Source organism: Bacillus sp. FJAT-53060 (assembly GCF_037104745.1).
Taxonomy (GTDB): domain Bacteria; phylum Bacillota; class Bacilli; order Bacillales; family Bacillaceae; genus Bacillus; species Bacillus stratosphericus_B.
On the sequence record NZ_JBAWSW010000002.1, the window covers coordinates 92,270 to 110,370 of the forward strand.

The window sequence follows — 18,101 nt, forward strand, 5'->3', positions numbered from 1 at the left end:
ATCATATATTCAATATGACAAATGTCATATTGAGCATCATAAAGGCTGATGGTACCACGGTTTGTGACCTTGTATCATCATCAATAAAAAAGTGAAGGCGCTTTGCCTTCACTTTTTATGAGCGTGCTTTGTGCACTTTTAGCTGCTTGCCTTTAATCGTTGTGTGACGCATGGCTTTTATCACAAGAGGGCCTTTGCCATTTAAAATATCGACATACGTTTTCGTTTCATGAATCGTAATAATTCCAATGTCATCAAATGCAACGTCTTCTATTTTGGCGATGGTCCCAACGAAATCAACAGCGCGCAGTTTTTTTTTCTTCCCACCGTTAAAATAGAGCTTCATAATATCCTTCTCTACACCTGCCTGCTTATTTTCCTTCTGAATAGGTGTTTCAATCTTCTCTTCGAAGCTTGCTACATGTTGCTCCGCTTCTTCCTTAGTAGGATAAGGATGAGTTTCAAAATCAATACCGGCCTGCTGCTTTAATTCATCAATAAACGGCTGCGTGTGCTTGGTCATAAAGGCAATCGTTTTCCCGCTTTTACCCGCTCTACCCGTTCTTCCAGTACGATGAATATAACGTTCTTTTTCATAGGGCAGGTCATAATGAATCACATGTGTCATATCGATTACATCAATTCCCCGAGCTGCAATATCTGTTGCGATCAGATAGCGGAACTCGCCGTTTTTGAATTCATCCATGACGTCAAAGCGATCTTCCTGCCTCATACCCCCATGAATTTTGTCGCAAGGAACATCCCAATCGTCCAGCTTCATGGTTAGTTCATTCACTCGTTCCTGCGTATTGCAGAAAATAATACAGCTATCTGGATTTTCGATAACGATCGTTCGTTGGAGAAGTGAGAATTTGGCTTCTTCCTCTGTTTCAATCACAGTGTGGGTAATTTTTTGTACAGGGATTTCCTCACGCATCTCAATCACTCTTGGCGACTGTAAAAATTGCTCACTCAGTTCCTTCATTTCAGTAGACATTGTTGCTGAAAAGAGTATTGACATGCGTTTAGGCGGCAGATGCTGAATAATGGCAGAGACTTGCTCAATAAACCCCATGTTCAGCATTTCATCTGCTTCATCTAACACAAAAAATGTGAGGTTTTCTAAAGAAAGAGTGCCTTTTTCAAGGTGGTCCAATATTCGCCCTGGTGTTCCGCACACAATATGGTTTTTTTGCGCAAGCTCTACTTTTTGTGTTTGAAAAGAGGCTTTTCCATAAATGGCTACGGCTTTGATTCGTTTAAATCGTCCAAGGCTAGTGAGGTCCTGCTTGACTTGAATTGCTAATTCTCGTGTTGGAACGAGGATGAGGGCTTGAGGTTTATTTTGGGCCCAATCCACCATTTCACAAATTGGCAAACCATAGGCGGCTGTTTTGCCGCTGCCTGTCTGAGACTTGACGATCAGATCTTGCTTTGAAAAAGCAACTGATAATGTCTCGTGCTGAACGGGTGTAGGTGTATGGAAGTGAAGCGCTTTTAACGCTTGTTTCAATTCATCGCTTAATGGATATTGATCAAAATGTTGTAATGGCATCGCGTTCTCCTTTTCGTACACTCATACTTGTGACATCATACCATATCTTTTCAAAGACAGCATGATTGTGAATGAGAAGACATGAAAAAAAGCCCCGTATAGGAGCTTTTTGATTAAAGGAATCTGCGTTTGACTTTTTCCCAGTAGGAGTTGTCTTTTAATTTAACCGTTTTAATCACTTTGCCTGAAAGACCAATGTCAATTTGGTTTACGTGTTTTGTGCCGAGTGCTTCGTTATCAAGCCCGATAATTGGATGATCGTTTCCGTCCTGCACGACCTTCAGCGACAACTTGCGGTCACTGCTTAAAATGAAAGGAGCACCAAGTGTACGGTACGAGTTGTTATTTAATGATGCAAGCTCTGTCACTTGCATACAAGGGAGCATCGGATCAACCACGGCGCCGTTAACGGATTTATTGTAGGCCGTTGAGCCGGTCGGAGTGGAAATAATTATCCCGTCGCCTCTAAAGGTTTCAAAGTGAAAATCATCTATATACACATCGATGACAAATGTTTTAATGATGCTAGAGCGGATGGACAGTTCGTTTAAGCAATGGAATTGATTGGTACTGTCGATGCTTACATCAATGATCGGATATTTTCTCACTTCAATCTGTTCGGAGTTCATGGCATCAATCATTTTATCAAAATGCTCTAATGAAAAATCGCAGTATAGATGCGAATTCTCTGTTTTTGATACCCCTACGTACAAGCAGTCATCACGGAACTTTGTTTTGCGAACTGCTTGAAGAAATGTGCCATCCCCGCCAATTGAAGCAATAATATGGGCATCCTCTGCACGATTTACGACTTGAAAGCCTTGATCGGAAGCGAGCTTCTCCAGAGAAGAAATGTGTCCATCCAATTCATGATCTTTTTTGTAAAAGAAAAATACATTGCGACGTTTGTCTGTCATTGACGTTCTCCCCTTTGTTGTCAAAAATAGATTTCCAATAGTAAAGGGCTTACATGTAAACCCTTGCTCACATTTTACACTTTTTTTATATGAAAAGTAAAAAATTTAGAAAGACGCACATAGAGATAGAAAGTTAGAAGTGATTCGAAATCGCTGACTTTGAGCATAATTTAAACGCTGTTTTTTTATTGAAGAGAAGTTAAAAGGTGTTTGTTTCGTTGCGTTGAACACCTGTGCTGTTAGACGTGGGGAGAGGAAAAAAGACAATTTCTCGTCATGGGATTCTGAGATCGAAGAGGTAAAGTTGTTCGTCTTTTAAGATCGATGCTATCATATGTTGAAATGAAATGTAAAAAAAACAAAATTCCTATGAAACATTTCATGTATGTATTCGTATGAATGAAGTGAGATAAAAAAGGAGGAGAAAGAGATGAATGCGAAAAGATGGGTAGCCTTAATCATTGCACTTGGTGTTTTCGGATTTTCAATTGTGATTAGTGTTACGATGGCCTTGTTTGAAAACTTCAATGACAATAAAATGAGCTATCAATTCGGGGATGAAATCGAAGAGAAGGTACTAGAGGATGGCAGCGGAGCGAGTAAAATTGCTGTTCTTGAGATTAATGGAACCATTCAAGATAACGGCGGTGCATCAAGCCTCTTAGGCGGAGAAGCGTATGATCATCGTGCGTTCTTAAAAGAATTAGATAAAGCAAAAGATGATGCTTCTGTAAAAGGTGTATTGCTTCGCGTCAACTCTCCTGGCGGTGGTGTTTACGAAAGTGCTGAAATACATAAAAAATTAGAGGAAGTGAAAAAAGCGAAGAAGCCAATTTACGTATCAATGGGATCAATGGCCGCTTCTGGCGGCTACTATGTGTCGACTCCAGCAAAGAAAATCTTTGCTTCCCCTGAAACATTAACAGGTTCTCTAGGCGTGATCATGCAAAGTTTGAATTATTCAAAGCTAGCGGATAATTTAGGCATTAAATATGAAACCATTAAGAGTGGAAAATATAAAGACATCATGTCTCCAGATCGTGATATGACAAAGGCTGAGCGCGACATCATGCAAAGCATGGTAGACAACTCCTATGAAGGGTTTGTCAAAGTCATCTCTGAAGGACGCGGCATGTCTAAACAGGACGTCAAGAAAATTGCCGATGGCCGAGTATATGATGGAACGCAGGCGAAGTCCAACGGATTAGTGGATGAGCTTGGATACTATGAAGATGCAATAAAAGCGATGAAGAAAAATGAAAAAGGATTAAAAGGGGCAAAGGTTGTCAGCTATTCTCAAAGCTTTGGCTGGAACTCTCTCTTGAATATGAGCGCAAGCAAGCTCTTTAAAAGCGAAATTGATTTTCTGAATTTAAAAGAAACACTGGCTGGATCAAACGGGTCTAAACCGATGTATCTCTATTCAAAATAAAGGAGGGATCATAGATGGATTCTACATTCGATGAAGTAAGCGAAAGCCGCAGCCAAGAGGAAGAATCGCAGCCGGCCCTTGGGAAGCGCGTTTCAATTGAAGCACAGGCCTTTGCAGGTTTTTGGATTAGATTTTGGGCGTTTATCCTTGATTGGCTCGTCGTCTGGGGTGTTAACCATTTGACGGTTTCTCCCATCTTTAGTCTGTTTGGCTGGTCAAAAGGAGGAGGATGGTTTTCTCCAATTTCAGTCACTACGACGATTGTCTTCCTGCTTTATTTCGCCATCATGACAAAAATTTTTCATCAAACACTCGGCAAGATGGTGTTTGGGATCAAAGTTGTCTCACTTCAGCCTGAGAAGCAGCTGACATGGGATGTCATTTTCTTTAGAGAAATCGTTGGCCGATATATTAATACGCTTTTTGTTCTCTATGCTGTTGTTGGGTTCTCACCGAAAAAGCAAGGGGTTCATGACTACTTTGCTGATACGGTGGTCGTCCATGAACATTTGTATGAAAAAAAAGAATCAAGCATGTAATCAAAGGGAGTTTGACCGAGGCCGGTCAAACTCTTTTTTTATGATTGGGTATAAAATCCAGCATGAGAGCCATAATCGTAAAGGAAGCATCATTTGTTATAGAGGAAGTGAGAACAGTGCTTTACGTTTGGATCGCAGCTATTTGTCTCCTTGTGATCTTATTGATCTTCATGAAAGTGACTATATCACTTGAGTATTCACATGCAAATGACAAAGACTATCTTGCACTGAAGGTCATCACCTTATATGGAATTGTCAGGCTCAAAAAAGAGATTCCGATGGTGAGAGTGAATAAGGAAGATCAAACAATTGATATTCGTGAAAAGAATATGGACAGCTCCAAAACGCCTAGTAATGAAAAAGAATCTATCCATAAAAAAATAGACAAAGGTGATATGAAGCAAATTCTTCATCAAATTGAGCGGATCGCAAAAGAGATTGTCGATCTAAACCGAATCATGCGCCAATTCTTTATTCATATGAAAATTGTATCTTTTCACTGGTCGACATGGATCGGTTTTCATGACGCAGCTTTAACAGGTGTAGCAGCAGGCGGTGTGTGGTCAGTCAAAGGAGCACTGCTTGCCTTTATGCAGGAGCACCTTACTTTTAAGCATAAACCTGTATATGAAGTGATTCCTGCCTTTCAGCACAATGTGTCACAGATACATTTTACATGTATAGCTTATTTTCGTATTGGACATGCTATGCTTGCAGCCATTCGATTACTTGTCCATTGGTTAAAAGGAAGAAAGGCAAGAAAAAATGCCTCTCTTCAAGCAACGAAGAATGAATCATCTGTTTAAGGAGGAACATGAAAATGGCAGATCATCCAATCCAAGGTCTGATGAAGACAGCGATGGAAAACTTAAAAGAAATGATAGATGTGAATACAATTATCGGCGATCCAGTGGAAACCCCTGACGGCAGCGTCATTCTCACTGTATCAAAGGTCGGTTTTGGATTTGCAGCCGGCGGCAGTGAATTTACCGGTAACCAAAAGAAAGAAAACCGTTCTGATGAACAAGAACGAAAAGAACCGAGACTCCCATTTGGTGGCGGAAGTGGTGGCGGGGTATCCATTACACCAATTGCCTTTTTAATTGTGGGAACAAACGGAGTTCGAATGCTTCATTTGGATGAACACACACATTTGCTTGATAAAATATTGGATTCTGCTCCTCAAGCAATTGACCGTCTTAAGCACATGTTTAAGAAAGATGAACAGGAGCATTGCCACAAAGAACGAAAACTAGATGACATCGACCTGTAAAAAGTTAGCTGCGCTGCAGTTAACTTTTTTTAAAATGGACGATTAGGCTTTGCAGTTTTTTAATTTCTCTACTAGAATAGAAGCATACATTTGATAAGGGGGGAATTGTTTTGGCAACGATCACATTTAAAGGAAGCCCTGTAACGCTTGTAGGAAATGAAGTGAAAGTAGGTGAACAGGCCCCAGATTTTACGGTATTAACGAACTCACTCGGAGAAGTTTCACTTTCTGATTTAGCAGGAAAAGTGACGATCTTTTCAGTGATTCCTTCTATTGATACAGGTGTGTGTGACGCACAAACAAGACATTTCAATGAAGAGGCAGCCGATTTAGGTCCGGTCAATATTTATACGATTAGTGCGGATCTTCCATTTGCACAAGCACGCTGGTGCGGAGCAAACGGAATTGAAAATGTAGAAACATTATCTGATCACAGAGATATGTCTTTTGGTGAAGCGTTTGGTGTATGTATCAAAGAATTGCGTTTATTGGCGCGTGCAGTTTTTGTATTAGACCCTAACGGTAAAGTGGTTTACACTGAATACGTAAGGGAAGCAACGAATCATCCAAATTATGAAAAAGCCATTGAAGCTGCAAAATCACTGTTATAAAAGCAGCATTGAAAAGAGCTCCGGCTTCGTACTGGGGCTCTTTTCAATGAAAACATATAGCTTTAACAAAGCGAGGAGAGAAAAGCATTGCAGAAAGATCAAGTGAGTACTATTTTTGAGCTGCTCGATACAGCCTCCAATCGATTGAAAAAGAAACAGAGCTTTTCCTATATTGAAGCATTGGCAGAGGCAGGTGAGGCCTTCTTTCAGGCAAACGATCGAAACTGTTTATTAAAGGACTTAATAGAGAAAGCAGATTTTGCCTCTTATGATCATGAGCAGATTCGAAAGGCGTTTCAGCTCGCCGTACTGAAAGGACAAAAGGAAATTTCACATCCAAACCGTCAAATGACGCCAGATACGATTGGGCTATTTGTCAGCTATTTGGTCAATAAATTGTTAGAAAAAAAAAAAGAGCTTGTTGTCTTTGATCCAGCAGCGGGAACAGGAAACTTACTCCTTGCTGTCTTAAACAATCTCACTGCAGAAACAAAACGCGGCTTTGCCTCTGATATTGATGATGTCCTCATTAAAATTGCTTGGGCACAGGCGAATTTAGAAGAAAAAGAAGTCGAGCTTTTTCATCAGGACAGCCTTGATCCGCTTCTCATCTCACCGGCAGATGTCACCGTATGCAGTCTTCCAGTTGGCTATTACCCAAATGATGAGCGTGCAGCAGACTTTGAATTAAAGGCAAAAGAAGGACATTCCTTTGCGCATTACTTATTCATTGAACAAAGTCTTCGTTACACGAAAGAAGGCGGTTTCTTATTCTTCATCATTCCTAACGACTTGTTTGAAGGAAAAGAAAGTGTGCAATTAAAGGATTTCATCAAAGATCACGCATATATGAATGCTTTAATTCAACTGCCAGTCTCCATGTTCAAAGACAAAAAGCACGCCAAAAGCTTATTTGTCATGCAAAAGAAAAAAGAGGGGCTAGAAGCGCCAAAACGGATGTTGTTTGCCAATCTGCCATCTTTCTCACAGAAGGAAGCGATGGTCGGCGTGATGAGAAAATTAGACCAGTGGTTTATAGAAGAAAAAGAAACGAAAGAATAGCCAGAATGATTTCTGGCTATTCTACTTTTCAGAAAATAACGACTTATTGATGTAAGCGATAACAGTTCAAAGGTGTACTTGAAATGCAAAGTTTTCAATGTTTAAATGAAAAAGTCAGATATTTTTCGGACTTATCGTTAAACTATAAAAGACCCGCCAAACAGGTTGAATATAGCACCGGAAAAAACGTGAAATTTTATATAACAACTGAGTAAAAGGAGCGACAAGAATGTCCAAAATTATTGCAATCAACGCAGGAAGCTCATCCCTTAAATTCCAATTGTTTGACATGCCAGAAGAAAACGTTTTAACGAAAGGTCTTGTTGAAAGAATAGGAATGGACAACAGTATCTTTATGATTTCTGTAGATGGAGAAAAGAAAAAAGAAATCACTGATATCCCAGATCACGCAGTAGCTGTAAAAATGCTGCTTGAAAAATTAACTGAATTCCACATCATCAAAGACTTTAATGAAATTGATGGCGTAGGACACCGTGTCGTTCACGGGGGAGAGAAGTTCAGCGACTCTGTTCTATTAACAGATGAAGTCATCAATGACATTGATCAGCTTTCTGAGCTTGCACCACTTCACAACCCTGCAAACGTTGTAGGAATCAAAGCATTCAAACAAATTCTGCCTGACGTACCAGCGGTCGCTGTGTTCGATACAGCCTTCCACCAAACAATGCCAGAGCAGTCTTATCTATACAGCCTTCCGTACGATTACTACAAAAACTTTGGTATTCGTAAATATGGATTTCACGGGACAAGCCATAAGTTTGTCACAGAGCGTGCATCAGAGCTATTAGGTCGTCCTCTTGAAGAGCTTCGTTTAATTTCATGTCACCTAGGAAATGGTGCGAGTATCGCAGCAGTAGAAGGCGGAAAATCAATCGATACATCAATGGGCTTTACACCACTTGCTGGTGTTGCGATGGGTACACGTTCAGGTAACATTGACCCTGCCCTCATCCCATTTATTATGGAGAAAACAGGACATACTGCTGAAGAAGTACTCTCTACTTTGAATAAGAAGAGTGGTCTTTTAGGCGTGTCTGGTCTTTCAAGTGACCTTCGTGATATAGAAGAAGCAACAGAAGAAGGAAACGACCGTGCAGAAGTAGCCCTTGATATCTTTGCTAGCCGTATTCACAAATACATCGGATCTTATGCAGCGAGAATGAATGGCGTAGATGCGATCATCTTCACAGCTGGAATTGGTGAAAACAGTTCAGAAGTGAGAGCACGTGTACTTCGTGGGCTAGAATTCATGGGCGTTTATTGGGATCCTTCTCTAAACAACATGAGAGGCGAAGAAGCATTCATCAGTTACCCCCACTCTCCTGTTAAAGTCATCGTGATTCCAACGAACGAAGAAGTGATGATTGCAAGAGACGTTATGCGCTTAGCGGAATAAAGATTGAGAAGTTCTTTTCCAATAAGGAAGAGAGCTTTTTTTTGAAATGCTATAATGGGTCCAATACGAAAACGAAAGGGAGCGGTACGGAAGATGAGCGTTGAAGAACATAAACGAGAAGCGAAAGCGAGGCTGCACTTAAAAGTCGTTACGGTCAGTGATACAAGGACGAAAGAAACGGATAAAAGCGGCCGTCTCATGATTGATTTGCTTAAAGAACAGGGACATCTGATTTTTGCATACGATATTGTGAAAGATGAAATTGGAGCGATTCAAGACGCCGTATTAGAAGGAACAAGTGAAGTGAAGATTGATGCCGTCTTGTTAAATGGGGGGACAGGTATTGCCGCAAGGGATGTAACCATTGAATCCATTACTCCCCTTTTTTCCAAAGAGCTGCCAGGCTTTGGCGAAATCTTTCGCATGCTAAGCTATACAGAAGACATTGGTTCAGCGGCTATCTTGTCTAGAGCAACGGCAGGGGTTATCAACCAAAAAGCTGTCTTTGCCACACCAGGCTCTATCGGAGCGGTTCGATTAGCGATGACCAAACTCATTATGCCAGAGCTCCCTCACGTCTTGCGTGAGCTTGTAAAAGATCAAAAATAGCCCAAAATGACTCTGCCAAGAAAAATTGGCAGAGTTTTTTTCATAAAGGGGTTGAAAAAACAATTTTTCCTTGTTACAGTATATACATACTAAATGCATGTTTATAAATTAAAACTTATTTTTATGCAAAAAACAGTCGCAGAATCAAAACAATTGAGAGGAGCTCTTCATGTCACAAAATAAAAAAGTCGTATTAGCATATTCCGGAGGCCTTGATACCTCTGTTGCAGTTAAATGGTTACAAGAGCAAGGATACGAAGTTGTCGCTTGCTGCCTGGACGTAGGTGAAGGAAAAGACTTAGCATTCGTTCAGCAAAAAGCACTTCAAGTCGGAGCAGTTCAATCCTACATGATTGACGCAAAAGAAGAATTTGCCAAAGAATTTGCACTTACTGCATTACAAGCACACACAATGTATGAAGGTAAATATCCTCTTGTATCTGCACTATCTCGTCCACTTATTGCAAAAAAATTAGTAGAAGTAGCAGAGAAAGAAAATGCAGTAGCAGTGGCTCACGGATGTACAGGAAAAGGGAACGATCAAGTTCGTTTTGAAGTATCCATTAAAGCATTAAATCCAGAACTAGAAGTACTTGCACCAGTACGTGAATGGAAATGGTCTCGCGATGAAGAAATAGATTATGCACAAAAGCACGGTATTCCAATTCCAATTAACTTAGACAGCCCTTATTCAATCGACCAAAACCTTTGGGGCAGAAGTAACGAATGCGGCATTTTAGAAGATCCTTGGGCTGCGCCGCCAGAAGGTGCATACGATCTGACAAATCCACTTGAAAAAACACCTGACACACCTGATGTCATTGAAATTACGTTTGAAAAAGGAAAACCAACGGCAATTGACGGTATTCAGTATTCATTGTCTGATTTGATCCTTCATTTAAATGAAGTAGCTGGACAGCATGGCATTGGCAGAATCGATCACGTTGAAAACCGTCTTGTTGGAATCAAATCTCGAGAAGTGTACGAGTGCCCAGGTGCAGTCACACTTTTAAAAGCGCATAAAGAGCTTGAAGACTTAACGCTTGTTAAAGAAGTAGCGCACTTTAAGCCAATTGTTGAACAAAAAATGGCTGAATTAATATACAACGGCTTATGGTTCTCACCACTAAAATCAGCACTAGATGCATTCTTACAAGAAACTCAAAAGAACGTAACAGGTGTTGTACGTGTGAAACTATTTAAAGGCCATGCCATTGTAGAAGGACGTAAATCACCATATTCACTTTATGATGAAAATCTAGCGACATACACAAAAGCAGATGAATTCGATCATGATGCAGCTGTAGGATTTATTAACCTTTGGGGTTTACCAACAAAAGTAAACAGCATCGTGAATAAAAAGGAGCAGGTTAAAGCATGAAAAAGCTTTGGGGAGGCCGATTTCAAAAAACACCAGAAAAATGGGTCGATGAGTTTGGCGCGTCCATTCATTTCGACAAACAATTAGTCAAAGAAGATCTGACCGGCTCCCTTGCCCATGCAAGTATGCTGAATAAATGCGGTATCCTAGACGATGAGGAGGCCACTGCGATCAAAGACGGACTGAATACGCTCATGAAAAAGGCAGAGGCGGATGAACTAGATTTCTCAGTGGATTATGAGGACATTCATTTAAACCTTGAAAAAATGCTGATTGATGAGATTGGTCCGCTTGGCGGGAAATTGCACACAGCGAGAAGCCGGAATGATCAGGTCGCAACCGATATGCATTTATATTTGAATAACCAAGTAGAGCATATCATTGAGCTGATCTCTTCTTTTCAAAAGGTGCTTGTAGAGAAAGCCGAACAGCACGTTGAAACGATTTTTCCAGGATATACGCACTTACAGCGTGCACAGCCGATTTCCTTTGCTCATCATATGCTCGCCTACTTTTGGATGCTTGAGCGGGACAAAGCGCGCTTTCAAGATTCCTTGAAGCGAATTAACGTCTCTCCACTTGGATGCGGGGCGTTAGCAGGAACAACATTCCCAATTGATCGTGAATATACAGCAAAGTTGCTTGGTTTTGACCATATTTACGAGAACAGCCTTGATGGCGTGAGTGATCGTGACTTCATTTTAGAGTTTATTTCTAATAGCAGCCTTGTGATGATGCACCTTTCACGTCTTTGTGAGGAAATGATCTTATGGTGCTCTCAAGAATTCAAATTCATTGAACTTGATGACACGTACGCAACAGGCAGCAGCATGATGCCGCAAAAGAAAAACCCTGATATGGCTGAATTGATCCGAGGGAAAACAGGCCGCGTATATGGCAACCTGATGGGTCTTCTCACCATTATGAAAGGCTTGCCGCTTACGTACAACAAAGACCTGCAAGAAGATAAGGAAGGTATGTTTGATACAGTGAAAACCATTACTGGCAGCTTGCAAATTTTCACAGGCATGATTCAAACAATGACTGTGAACGAAGATGTCATGAAAAAAGCAACGAAAGAAGATTTCTCAAATGCGACAGAGGCGGCAGATTACTTAGCGAAAAAAGGAATGCCGTTCCGTGAGGCTCACGAAATTGTTGGAAAGCTTGTGTATACGTGCATTCAAAAAGGCATCTACTTAAGTGATCTTCATTTCGAAACATTCACAGAAGCAAGCGACCTCTTTGAACAAGACATTTACAGGGTTTTTGATCCGTATGTCGCTGTTGAAAAAAGAACAAGTGCAGGTGGAACTGGATTCAAACAAATTCAGTTCGCTTTAGAAAAAGCAAAAGCCTGCCTAGCGTAACGTTTAAAAAACCATTCGTATGAGACGGATGGTTTTTTTGCTGTGATGCAGAAAGGAGATCCATTCTTCTTGGAGAACATGAAAGCATATGATGTTTTAAGCCTGAAGAAGGGGAATTGATCGTGGGATTTACAAAAGTGGATAACTCATCCTGCGTTTTTTCTTCCGCATTATGAATAGCAGACAAAGGGTTCAGAAGTGCGCCTGGTGCTGGTTTATAGTAAAGTAAAGATAGGATGAGAAACATATGAACTTGCAACCTTTGCTTTAGGAGGAGATTGTGTGCGACACGCATTAATAACAGCGGGTTCTAAAGGGCTTGGCCGGAAAGTAACCGAGTCTTTACTGAATATGGGGTATTCTGTGACAGTAAATTATCGAAGCGATGATGAAGCTGTTCGGCAGATGAAAGAAGAATTACAGCAATACGAAGAAAAGCTTCAATTTGTCCAAGGTGATGTGACAAACAAAGAAGATTTAAAAAACATGGTGGAGCTAGCAGTTGAGCGATTTGGGCGCATCGATGCCCTGATCAATAATGCGGGTCCTTATCTTTTTGAACGAAAGAAACTGGGGGATTACTCCGAAGATGAATGGTATCAAATGATGGAAGGAAACCTATCAGCTGTATTCCATTTATTCCGAATGGTCATCCCAATGATGAGAAAGCAAGGCTTTGGCCGTATTATCACGTATGGCTTCCAAGGGGCAGACCATGCACCAGGCTGGATGCACCGATCAGCCTTCGGAGCGGCAAAGGTAGGACTGGCGTCATTGACGAAAACCATAGCGATTGAAGAAGCTGAAAATGGCATCACGGCCAATATGGTTTGTCCAGGCAAAATCGTGGGTGACATGAAAGAAGCCACGATAGAGGAAGCACGCCAGATCAAAGACGATGAAACACCAATTGGCCGATCTGGTACAGGAGAAGATATAGGACGCATTATCTCATTTTTATGCGATGATCGATCAGACCTGATGACAGGGACTGTTATTGAAGCAACAGGTGGTCTGAACGTGATTCATAGGCATTAAGTTTTTCAGCTTTTTATACAGGGAATAGATGATATGAGATCAAAATCGAAAGGTGGATATACTACATGAAAGCTACATATCATGGACATTCAGTCGTACACATTGAAACAAACGGACACCATATTTGGATTGATCCATTTTTAAATGGAAATAAGCACACAGAGATCAAACCACAAGATGTCAAAGCAGATGTGATTTTGCTAACTCACGGACATGGAGATCACCTCGGTGACACTGTTGAGATTGCCAAAAACAATGATGCCCTCGTTGTCGCACCAAATGAGCTTGCCGTCTATTTAAGCTGGCAAGGGGTGAAAACGCACCCGCTTCATATCGGCGGCGGCCGTGAGTTTGATTTTGGTAAAGTCAAACTGACGCAAGCGTTTCATGGCTCAGCTGTAATTGATGAAGAATCTAAAACGATTACGTATACAGGCATGCCATCAGGTATTTTATTTACCGCAGAAGGCAAAACGATTTATCATGCTGGAGACACTGCGCTCTTTTCGGATATGAAGCTGATTGGTGAGCTGAATCATATTGACCTTGCATTCCTTCCAATTGGTGATAACTTCACAATGGGACGAGAGGATGCAAGAATGGCAGCAGAATGGCTTCGAGCAAAGCAGGTTGTTCCGATTCACTACAGTACATTCCCACCGATTGAGCAGGATCCTCATGCATTTGCAGACAGCTTGCATGGCGGAGTGGGTCACGTATTAAACAGCGGAGAATCCATCGACATTTTATAATCATTCAGATTAGCCGGTACACATGTCGGCTTTTTTTATGGCCTAAATCACGATGACGTAAAAGACAAATTGCTATTAAAAGCCTCCTGCCTTTATAATGAAACATATGAAAACGCTGAAAACAAAAAGGGTGAACGGCATTGGCGACAAAGCATGAGCAAATTTTATCGTATATTGATTCATTAGATGTCGGCGAGAAAATATCTGTCCGGCGCATAGCGAAAGAAATGAAAGTGAGTGAAGGTACCGCTTACCGGGCCATCAAAGATGCTGAAAATAAAGGGTTCGTTAGTACCATTGAACGAGTCGGTACCATTCGAATTGAGCAGAAGAAAAAAGAAAATATTGAAAAATTGACATATGCGGAAGTTGTCAATGTCATTGATGGACAGGTGCTTGGAGGACGGGCCGGCTTACATAAAACCTTAAATAAATTTGTCATCGGTGCGATGGAGCTTGATGCGATGATGCGATACACGGCAGCTGGAAACCTGCTGATTGTTGGAAACCGGATCAATGCCCACAGGCAAGCATTAGAGGCAGGAGCAGCTGTGCTGGTCACAGGCGGATTTTCAACAGATGAGCAAATCATTCAGCTCGCAGACGAGCTTGAGCTGCCGATTTTATCGACAAGCTACGATACATTTACCGTTGCGGCTCTCATTAACAGGGCCATTTATGATCAGTTAATTAAAAAAGAGATTGTGCTTGTGGAAGATATTTTAACGCCGATTGAACGGACTGTATACTTATCGCCAGAGGACAAACTTGAGAAATGGTATGAGAAGAATTATGAAACAGGACACGGCCGCTTCCCGGTAGCAGATGATCAAATGAAAATTCACGGCATTCTCACCTCAAAGGATATTGCGGGTCATGACCGCTCCACACCGATTGAAAAGGTGATGACGAAACAGCCGCTCACAGTGATTGGCAAAACATCTGTTGCCTCTGCTGCACAAATGATGGTGTGGGAAGGCATTGAGGTGCTGCCAGTTGTAGATGATCATGCGAAGCTGATTGGGATGATTAGCCGTCAGGATGTGCTCAAGGCGCTGCAAATGATCCAAAAGCAGCCGCAGGTCGGGGAAAAGCTGGATGATGTTGTCTCGAGAGGATTTAAAGAGACCGATACAGAAAAGCCAAAAACAGATGCGGTTTATCAATATGAGGTCACACCACAAATGACGAATCAGCTTGGAAATATTTCATATGGTGTGTTAACACAAATTTTAATTGAATCAGCCAATCGCTTTTTAAAGTCTCATAAAAAAGGTGAGCTGATCGTGGAAAGTCTCTCTGTCTACTTTTTAAAACCGGTTCAAATGGAATCCACGATACAAATTAAGCCGAATATTTTAGAAGTAGGACGCAAGTTTGGAAAGCTGGAAGTTGAAGTTTACCACCAATCGAATATTGTAGGAAAAGCGATGCTGATGGTACAGTTGATGGAGAGAGGATAAAGTACAAAAAAGGGCAAAATGACTTCGCCCTTCTCTATTAAGCGTGATCTTTTTCGCCTTTCTTTAAAAAGAGCGGAAGATAGTGCTTGTAGGCTTTATATCCAGCCCACGTACTGCCGATACCGACAGCAACAAAAATAAACCCAATGACAAATGCGAGTGACGAGCGGTTTAAAAATAATTGATTCACACCGAAGAGCAGGACAAAGCAGCCAAGTGCCATACTGGATTTGGCAGACCAGAATTTCTTCTCGACTGGCCGGTTCGTACGGACATTCTTTACTTTGTAGTATAAATAAAACATGGCAGAACAAATAATAAACACAACCAAAACAAGCATGTGCCAAGCCTCCATTGTAAGTGGTTACAACCCTATTTTAAACGTAAATAGGCTTGCTTACTAGAATAAATTGTCTATTCCTCACTTTTCCGTAAGGATAGATTATGATTTATAATAAAAGAAGTTTCGCATAAGAAGGAGTTTTTATGAAAAAAGAACTGATTAGAACCATATCATTATATGACACCATCATCATTCATAGACATGTAAGACCAGATCCTGACGCATATGGATCGCAGTGCGGCCTTACGGAAATCTTGCGTGCCACCTATCCAGAAAAAAAAATTTATGCGACAGGAACCCCTGAGCCATCCCTTTCATTTTTATATGAACTCGATGAGGTACCGGACGAAGCGTACAAAGGTGCCCTTGTCATTGTCTGTGATACGGCCAATCAAGCAAGAATTGATGATCAGCGCTATTCAATGGGCGATAAGCTGATGAAAATTGATCATCATCCGAATGAGGATCCTTATGGTGACTTGCTTTGGGTTGATACAGAGGCAAGCTCTGTCAGTGAACTGATTTATGAGCTGTATTTAGAGGGAAAAGAAGAAGGATATCAGCTGAATGCAAAGGCGGCTGAACTGATTTATGCCGGTATTGTAGGAGACACAGGCCGCTTCCTTTTCCCAAACACAACGAAAAAGACACTTAAATATGCAGGGGAACTGATCGAATATCCGTTTTCCTCATCAGACCTTTTCAATCAATTGTATGAGACGGATTTGAATGTCGTGAAATTAAATGGCTATATTTTTCAACATATTTCTTTGTCAGAGAATGGGGTGGCATCTGTTTTTATTAAGCGTGACATTTTGGAATCGTTCCAAACAACGGCGCAGCAAGCCTCTGAGCTTGTTGGGACACTTGGAAATATTGCAGGCATTAAGGCTTGGGTCTTTTTTGTGGAAGAAAACGATCAGATTCGTGTCAGATTCCGCTCTAAAGGCGTCGTCATTAACACAATTGCTAAAAAATATCATGGCGGTGGTCACCCGCTTGCAGCCGGTGCGTCCATATATGATTGGGTCGTGGCAGATGAGATTTTACGTGATTTAGAAGAAGTATGTAAATCGTGAGAGAGGGAAGCTTCAATTTCCCTCTCTCTTTTTGGTTATGGAGAAAAGGATTATTTGGATACAGGGATAAACCAGCAGCCGATGTCAGTTGAATCTTCATAGGCTTGGAGATTTTGATGCTTTAATTCTTTTTTGATTAAATGAGCCATCATTTCTGTTTCAGCATAAGCACACATGCCCTCTTTGATCCGGCTTGCTTTGTCTCGAGCCATTTGACGATAGCTGTAAACCTCCATTGTCCTCACCTCTTTCTATTTAAGATCTCGTTCTTCTTTTAGTGTATAAAAATTAGGAGTGAAAAGCGATCATTGAGAGCAGAAATTCATAAAAATTCCACATCATCATTTATTCAGCAAATGAAATACGTACTTCAAGTGAAAGCTTCGTATAAATCGTCAGCTCTGTGACTTTGGCGCGATATGCTTTTTCCTTAATCGTATACTCTTTGTTTTCCACTGTCCTTTTTAATAATTCCTTTGTTTTATAGACACTTTCAATATCCTTTGTGATGACCTCTGAGATATCCTCTTTGACCTGGTCTTCAAACTTTAGTGTATCTGGCTCAGGAATTTTATATTGCTCACGATTGACGAGATGAACATCTATGCTTTGGATCAGCAGCCGCTGCTTATTATCCTCATTTAACTTATGCAAATCTTCCCGATAGAGTGTGATTTGTTCTTTCAGACTATCCATATGGTGCTGCTGGCTTCTCAGCAGTGTCACCTGCTTTTCCTGAAAGGTTCCGTATGTAAAGAGGAAAATCAGCCAGCTAATGATCGCGCCGAACATCATGCCAGCAAAAAAACGCTGCCAGCCTGGGCGTTTATACAGCTCCGGCACCCTCATGAGGACACATGCTCCTGAGTGAGCCACGTAATAATGAGATATCCCGTTTGTGCACCGCCCATGGCTGAGATAATTAATAAAATTTGCTTGAAAATATCACGCGTGTTTCCTTCGAAAATGCCTCTTTCAAAGCTATAGACCGCATCGAATGTTCCGCCAATTGCGGCCACAAGCGCCCAAATTTTTAAACGGTTGGCAAGACTTGAAATAATCGATAGAGGCGGCTGGCCGGATAAATAAGCACCTACACCACCTATAATGGCACCGCCCAAAATTACCCCAAGTGCGATAAAGTAACAACTGATAAAGTTTGGAATAAAGGCTTCCTTCACATCCATTTTTTCCACCTCACTCTATTTAATATATGGCGTGTACTGGACAAGTATGAACAGGCGGAAAAGAAAGAACATT

Annotated in this window: 20 protein-coding genes; 14 read left to right on the forward strand and 6 right to left on the reverse strand. The window is 41.2% G+C overall.

The features are described 5' to 3' along the window. Positions 1-115: 115 nt before the first annotated feature. On the reverse strand, positions 116-1,555 hold the full coding sequence (locus WAX46_RS01920) for a DEAD/DEAH box helicase (protein WP_226566492.1): 1,440 nt from the start codon (positions 1,553-1,555) through the stop codon (positions 116-118). Positions 1,556-1,668: 113 nt separating this feature from the next. Further along, entirely contained in the window at positions 1,669-2,472 is an 804-nt protein-coding gene (locus tag WAX46_RS01925; protein WP_226566491.1) for an NAD kinase, read from the reverse strand. Positions 2,473-2,902: 430 nt separating this feature from the next. On the opposite strand from WAX46_RS01925, the gene sppA reads away from it, so the two are divergent. The 13 genes from sppA to WAX46_RS01990 all read left to right on the forward strand — a co-directional run bounded on the left by sppA (position 2,903) and on the right by WAX46_RS01990 (position 15,419). Beyond that, a complete protein-coding gene (sppA, locus tag WAX46_RS01930; RefSeq protein ID WP_226566490.1) occupies positions 2,903-3,904 on the forward strand; it encodes a signal peptide peptidase SppA in 1,002 nt (333 codons plus the stop codon). Positions 3,905-3,918: 14 nt separating this feature from the next. After that, positions 3,919-4,443: an RDD family protein gene (locus WAX46_RS01935; protein WP_226566489.1), complete on the forward strand. Its 525-nt coding sequence runs from the start codon at positions 3,919-3,921 to the stop codon at positions 4,441-4,443. A gap of 116 nt (positions 4,444-4,559) precedes the next feature. Beyond that, positions 4,560-5,249 carry a DUF2953 domain-containing protein gene (locus WAX46_RS01940; RefSeq protein WP_226566488.1) on the forward strand — a complete coding sequence of 230 codons (690 nt, stop codon included), beginning with the start codon at positions 4,560-4,562 and terminating at the stop codon, positions 5,247-5,249. 14 nt (positions 5,250-5,263) lie between these two features. Further along, on the forward strand, positions 5,264-5,716 hold the full coding sequence (gene ytfJ, locus WAX46_RS01945; RefSeq protein ID WP_226566487.1) for a GerW family sporulation protein: 453 nt from the start codon (positions 5,264-5,266) through the stop codon (positions 5,714-5,716). A 110-nt stretch (positions 5,717-5,826) separates the two neighbouring features. Continuing rightward, a complete protein-coding gene (gene tpx / locus WAX46_RS01950; RefSeq protein ID WP_226566486.1) occupies positions 5,827-6,327 on the forward strand; it encodes a thiol peroxidase in 501 nt (166 codons plus the stop codon). 87 nt (positions 6,328-6,414) lie between these two features. Continuing rightward, positions 6,415-7,389 (forward strand): class I SAM-dependent methyltransferase, encoded by a 975-nt coding sequence (locus tag WAX46_RS01955; protein ID WP_336493281.1) that lies wholly within the window; start codon positions 6,415-6,417, stop codon positions 7,387-7,389. Between the two features lie 229 nt (positions 7,390-7,618). After that, positions 7,619-8,806: an acetate kinase gene (locus tag WAX46_RS01960; RefSeq protein ID WP_226566484.1), complete on the forward strand. Its 1,188-nt coding sequence runs from the start codon at positions 7,619-7,621 to the stop codon at positions 8,804-8,806. 93 nt (positions 8,807-8,899) lie between these two features. Further along, entirely contained in the window at positions 8,900-9,415 is a 516-nt protein-coding gene (locus WAX46_RS01965) for a MogA/MoaB family molybdenum cofactor biosynthesis protein (protein WP_336493282.1), read from the forward strand. A gap of 169 nt (positions 9,416-9,584) precedes the next feature. Beyond that, positions 9,585-10,796, forward strand: coding sequence for an argininosuccinate synthase (locus WAX46_RS01970; protein WP_226566482.1), 1,212 nt, complete (start codon positions 9,585-9,587; stop codon positions 10,794-10,796). After that, complete coding sequence (gene argH / locus WAX46_RS01975) at positions 10,793-12,166, forward strand: argininosuccinate lyase (protein ID WP_336493283.1); 1,374 nt, start codon at positions 10,793-10,795, stop codon at positions 12,164-12,166. Before WAX46_RS01970 ends, argH begins: the two co-directional genes overlap by 4 nt. A 282-nt stretch (positions 12,167-12,448) precedes the next feature. Beyond that, the gene (locus tag WAX46_RS01980; RefSeq protein WP_226566480.1) at positions 12,449-13,204 is read left to right on the forward strand and encodes an SDR family oxidoreductase; all 756 of its coding nucleotides are present in this window, start codon (positions 12,449-12,451) and stop codon (positions 13,202-13,204) included. 65 nt (positions 13,205-13,269) lie between these two features. Next, on the forward strand, positions 13,270-13,956 hold the full coding sequence (locus WAX46_RS01985) for a metal-dependent hydrolase (RefSeq protein ID WP_226566479.1): 687 nt from the start codon (positions 13,270-13,272) through the stop codon (positions 13,954-13,956). A 140-nt stretch (positions 13,957-14,096) separates the two neighbouring features. Further along, positions 14,097-15,419 carry a CBS domain-containing protein gene (locus WAX46_RS01990; protein WP_226566478.1) on the forward strand — a complete coding sequence of 441 codons (1,323 nt, stop codon included), beginning with the start codon at positions 14,097-14,099 and terminating at the stop codon, positions 15,417-15,419. A 37-nt stretch (positions 15,420-15,456) separates the two neighbouring features. On the opposite strand, the gene WAX46_RS01995 is transcribed toward WAX46_RS01990, so the two are convergent. Further along, positions 15,457-15,759 carry a YtpI family protein gene (locus WAX46_RS01995; protein WP_336493284.1) on the reverse strand — a complete coding sequence of 101 codons (303 nt, stop codon included), beginning with the start codon at positions 15,757-15,759 and terminating at the stop codon, positions 15,457-15,459. Between the two features lie 146 nt (positions 15,760-15,905). Between WAX46_RS01995 and WAX46_RS02000 the strand changes: the two genes are divergently transcribed. Then, positions 15,906-16,841, forward strand: coding sequence for a DHH family phosphoesterase (locus WAX46_RS02000; protein WP_336493285.1), 936 nt, complete (start codon positions 15,906-15,908; stop codon positions 16,839-16,841). A gap of 50 nt (positions 16,842-16,891) precedes the next feature. Here the strand turns inward: WAX46_RS02000 and WAX46_RS02005 are convergent, their stop codons facing one another. The 3 genes from WAX46_RS02005 to WAX46_RS02015 form a co-directional block, all read right to left on the reverse strand. Beyond that, positions 16,892-17,077, reverse strand: a complete 186-nt coding sequence (locus tag WAX46_RS02005) for a hypothetical protein (protein WP_226566475.1) — start codon at positions 17,075-17,077, stop codon at positions 16,892-16,894. Positions 17,078-17,186: 109 nt separating this feature from the next. Continuing rightward, the gene (gene ytrI, locus WAX46_RS02010; RefSeq protein WP_336493286.1) at positions 17,187-17,690 is read right to left on the reverse strand and encodes a sporulation membrane protein YtrI; all 504 of its coding nucleotides are present in this window, start codon (positions 17,688-17,690) and stop codon (positions 17,187-17,189) included. Beyond that, positions 17,687-18,028, reverse strand: a complete 342-nt coding sequence (locus WAX46_RS02015; RefSeq protein WP_034320977.1) for a YtrH family sporulation protein — start codon at positions 18,026-18,028, stop codon at positions 17,687-17,689. The genes ytrI and WAX46_RS02015 overlap by 4 nt, the downstream gene beginning before the upstream one ends. Positions 18,029-18,101: the final 73 nt, after the last annotated feature.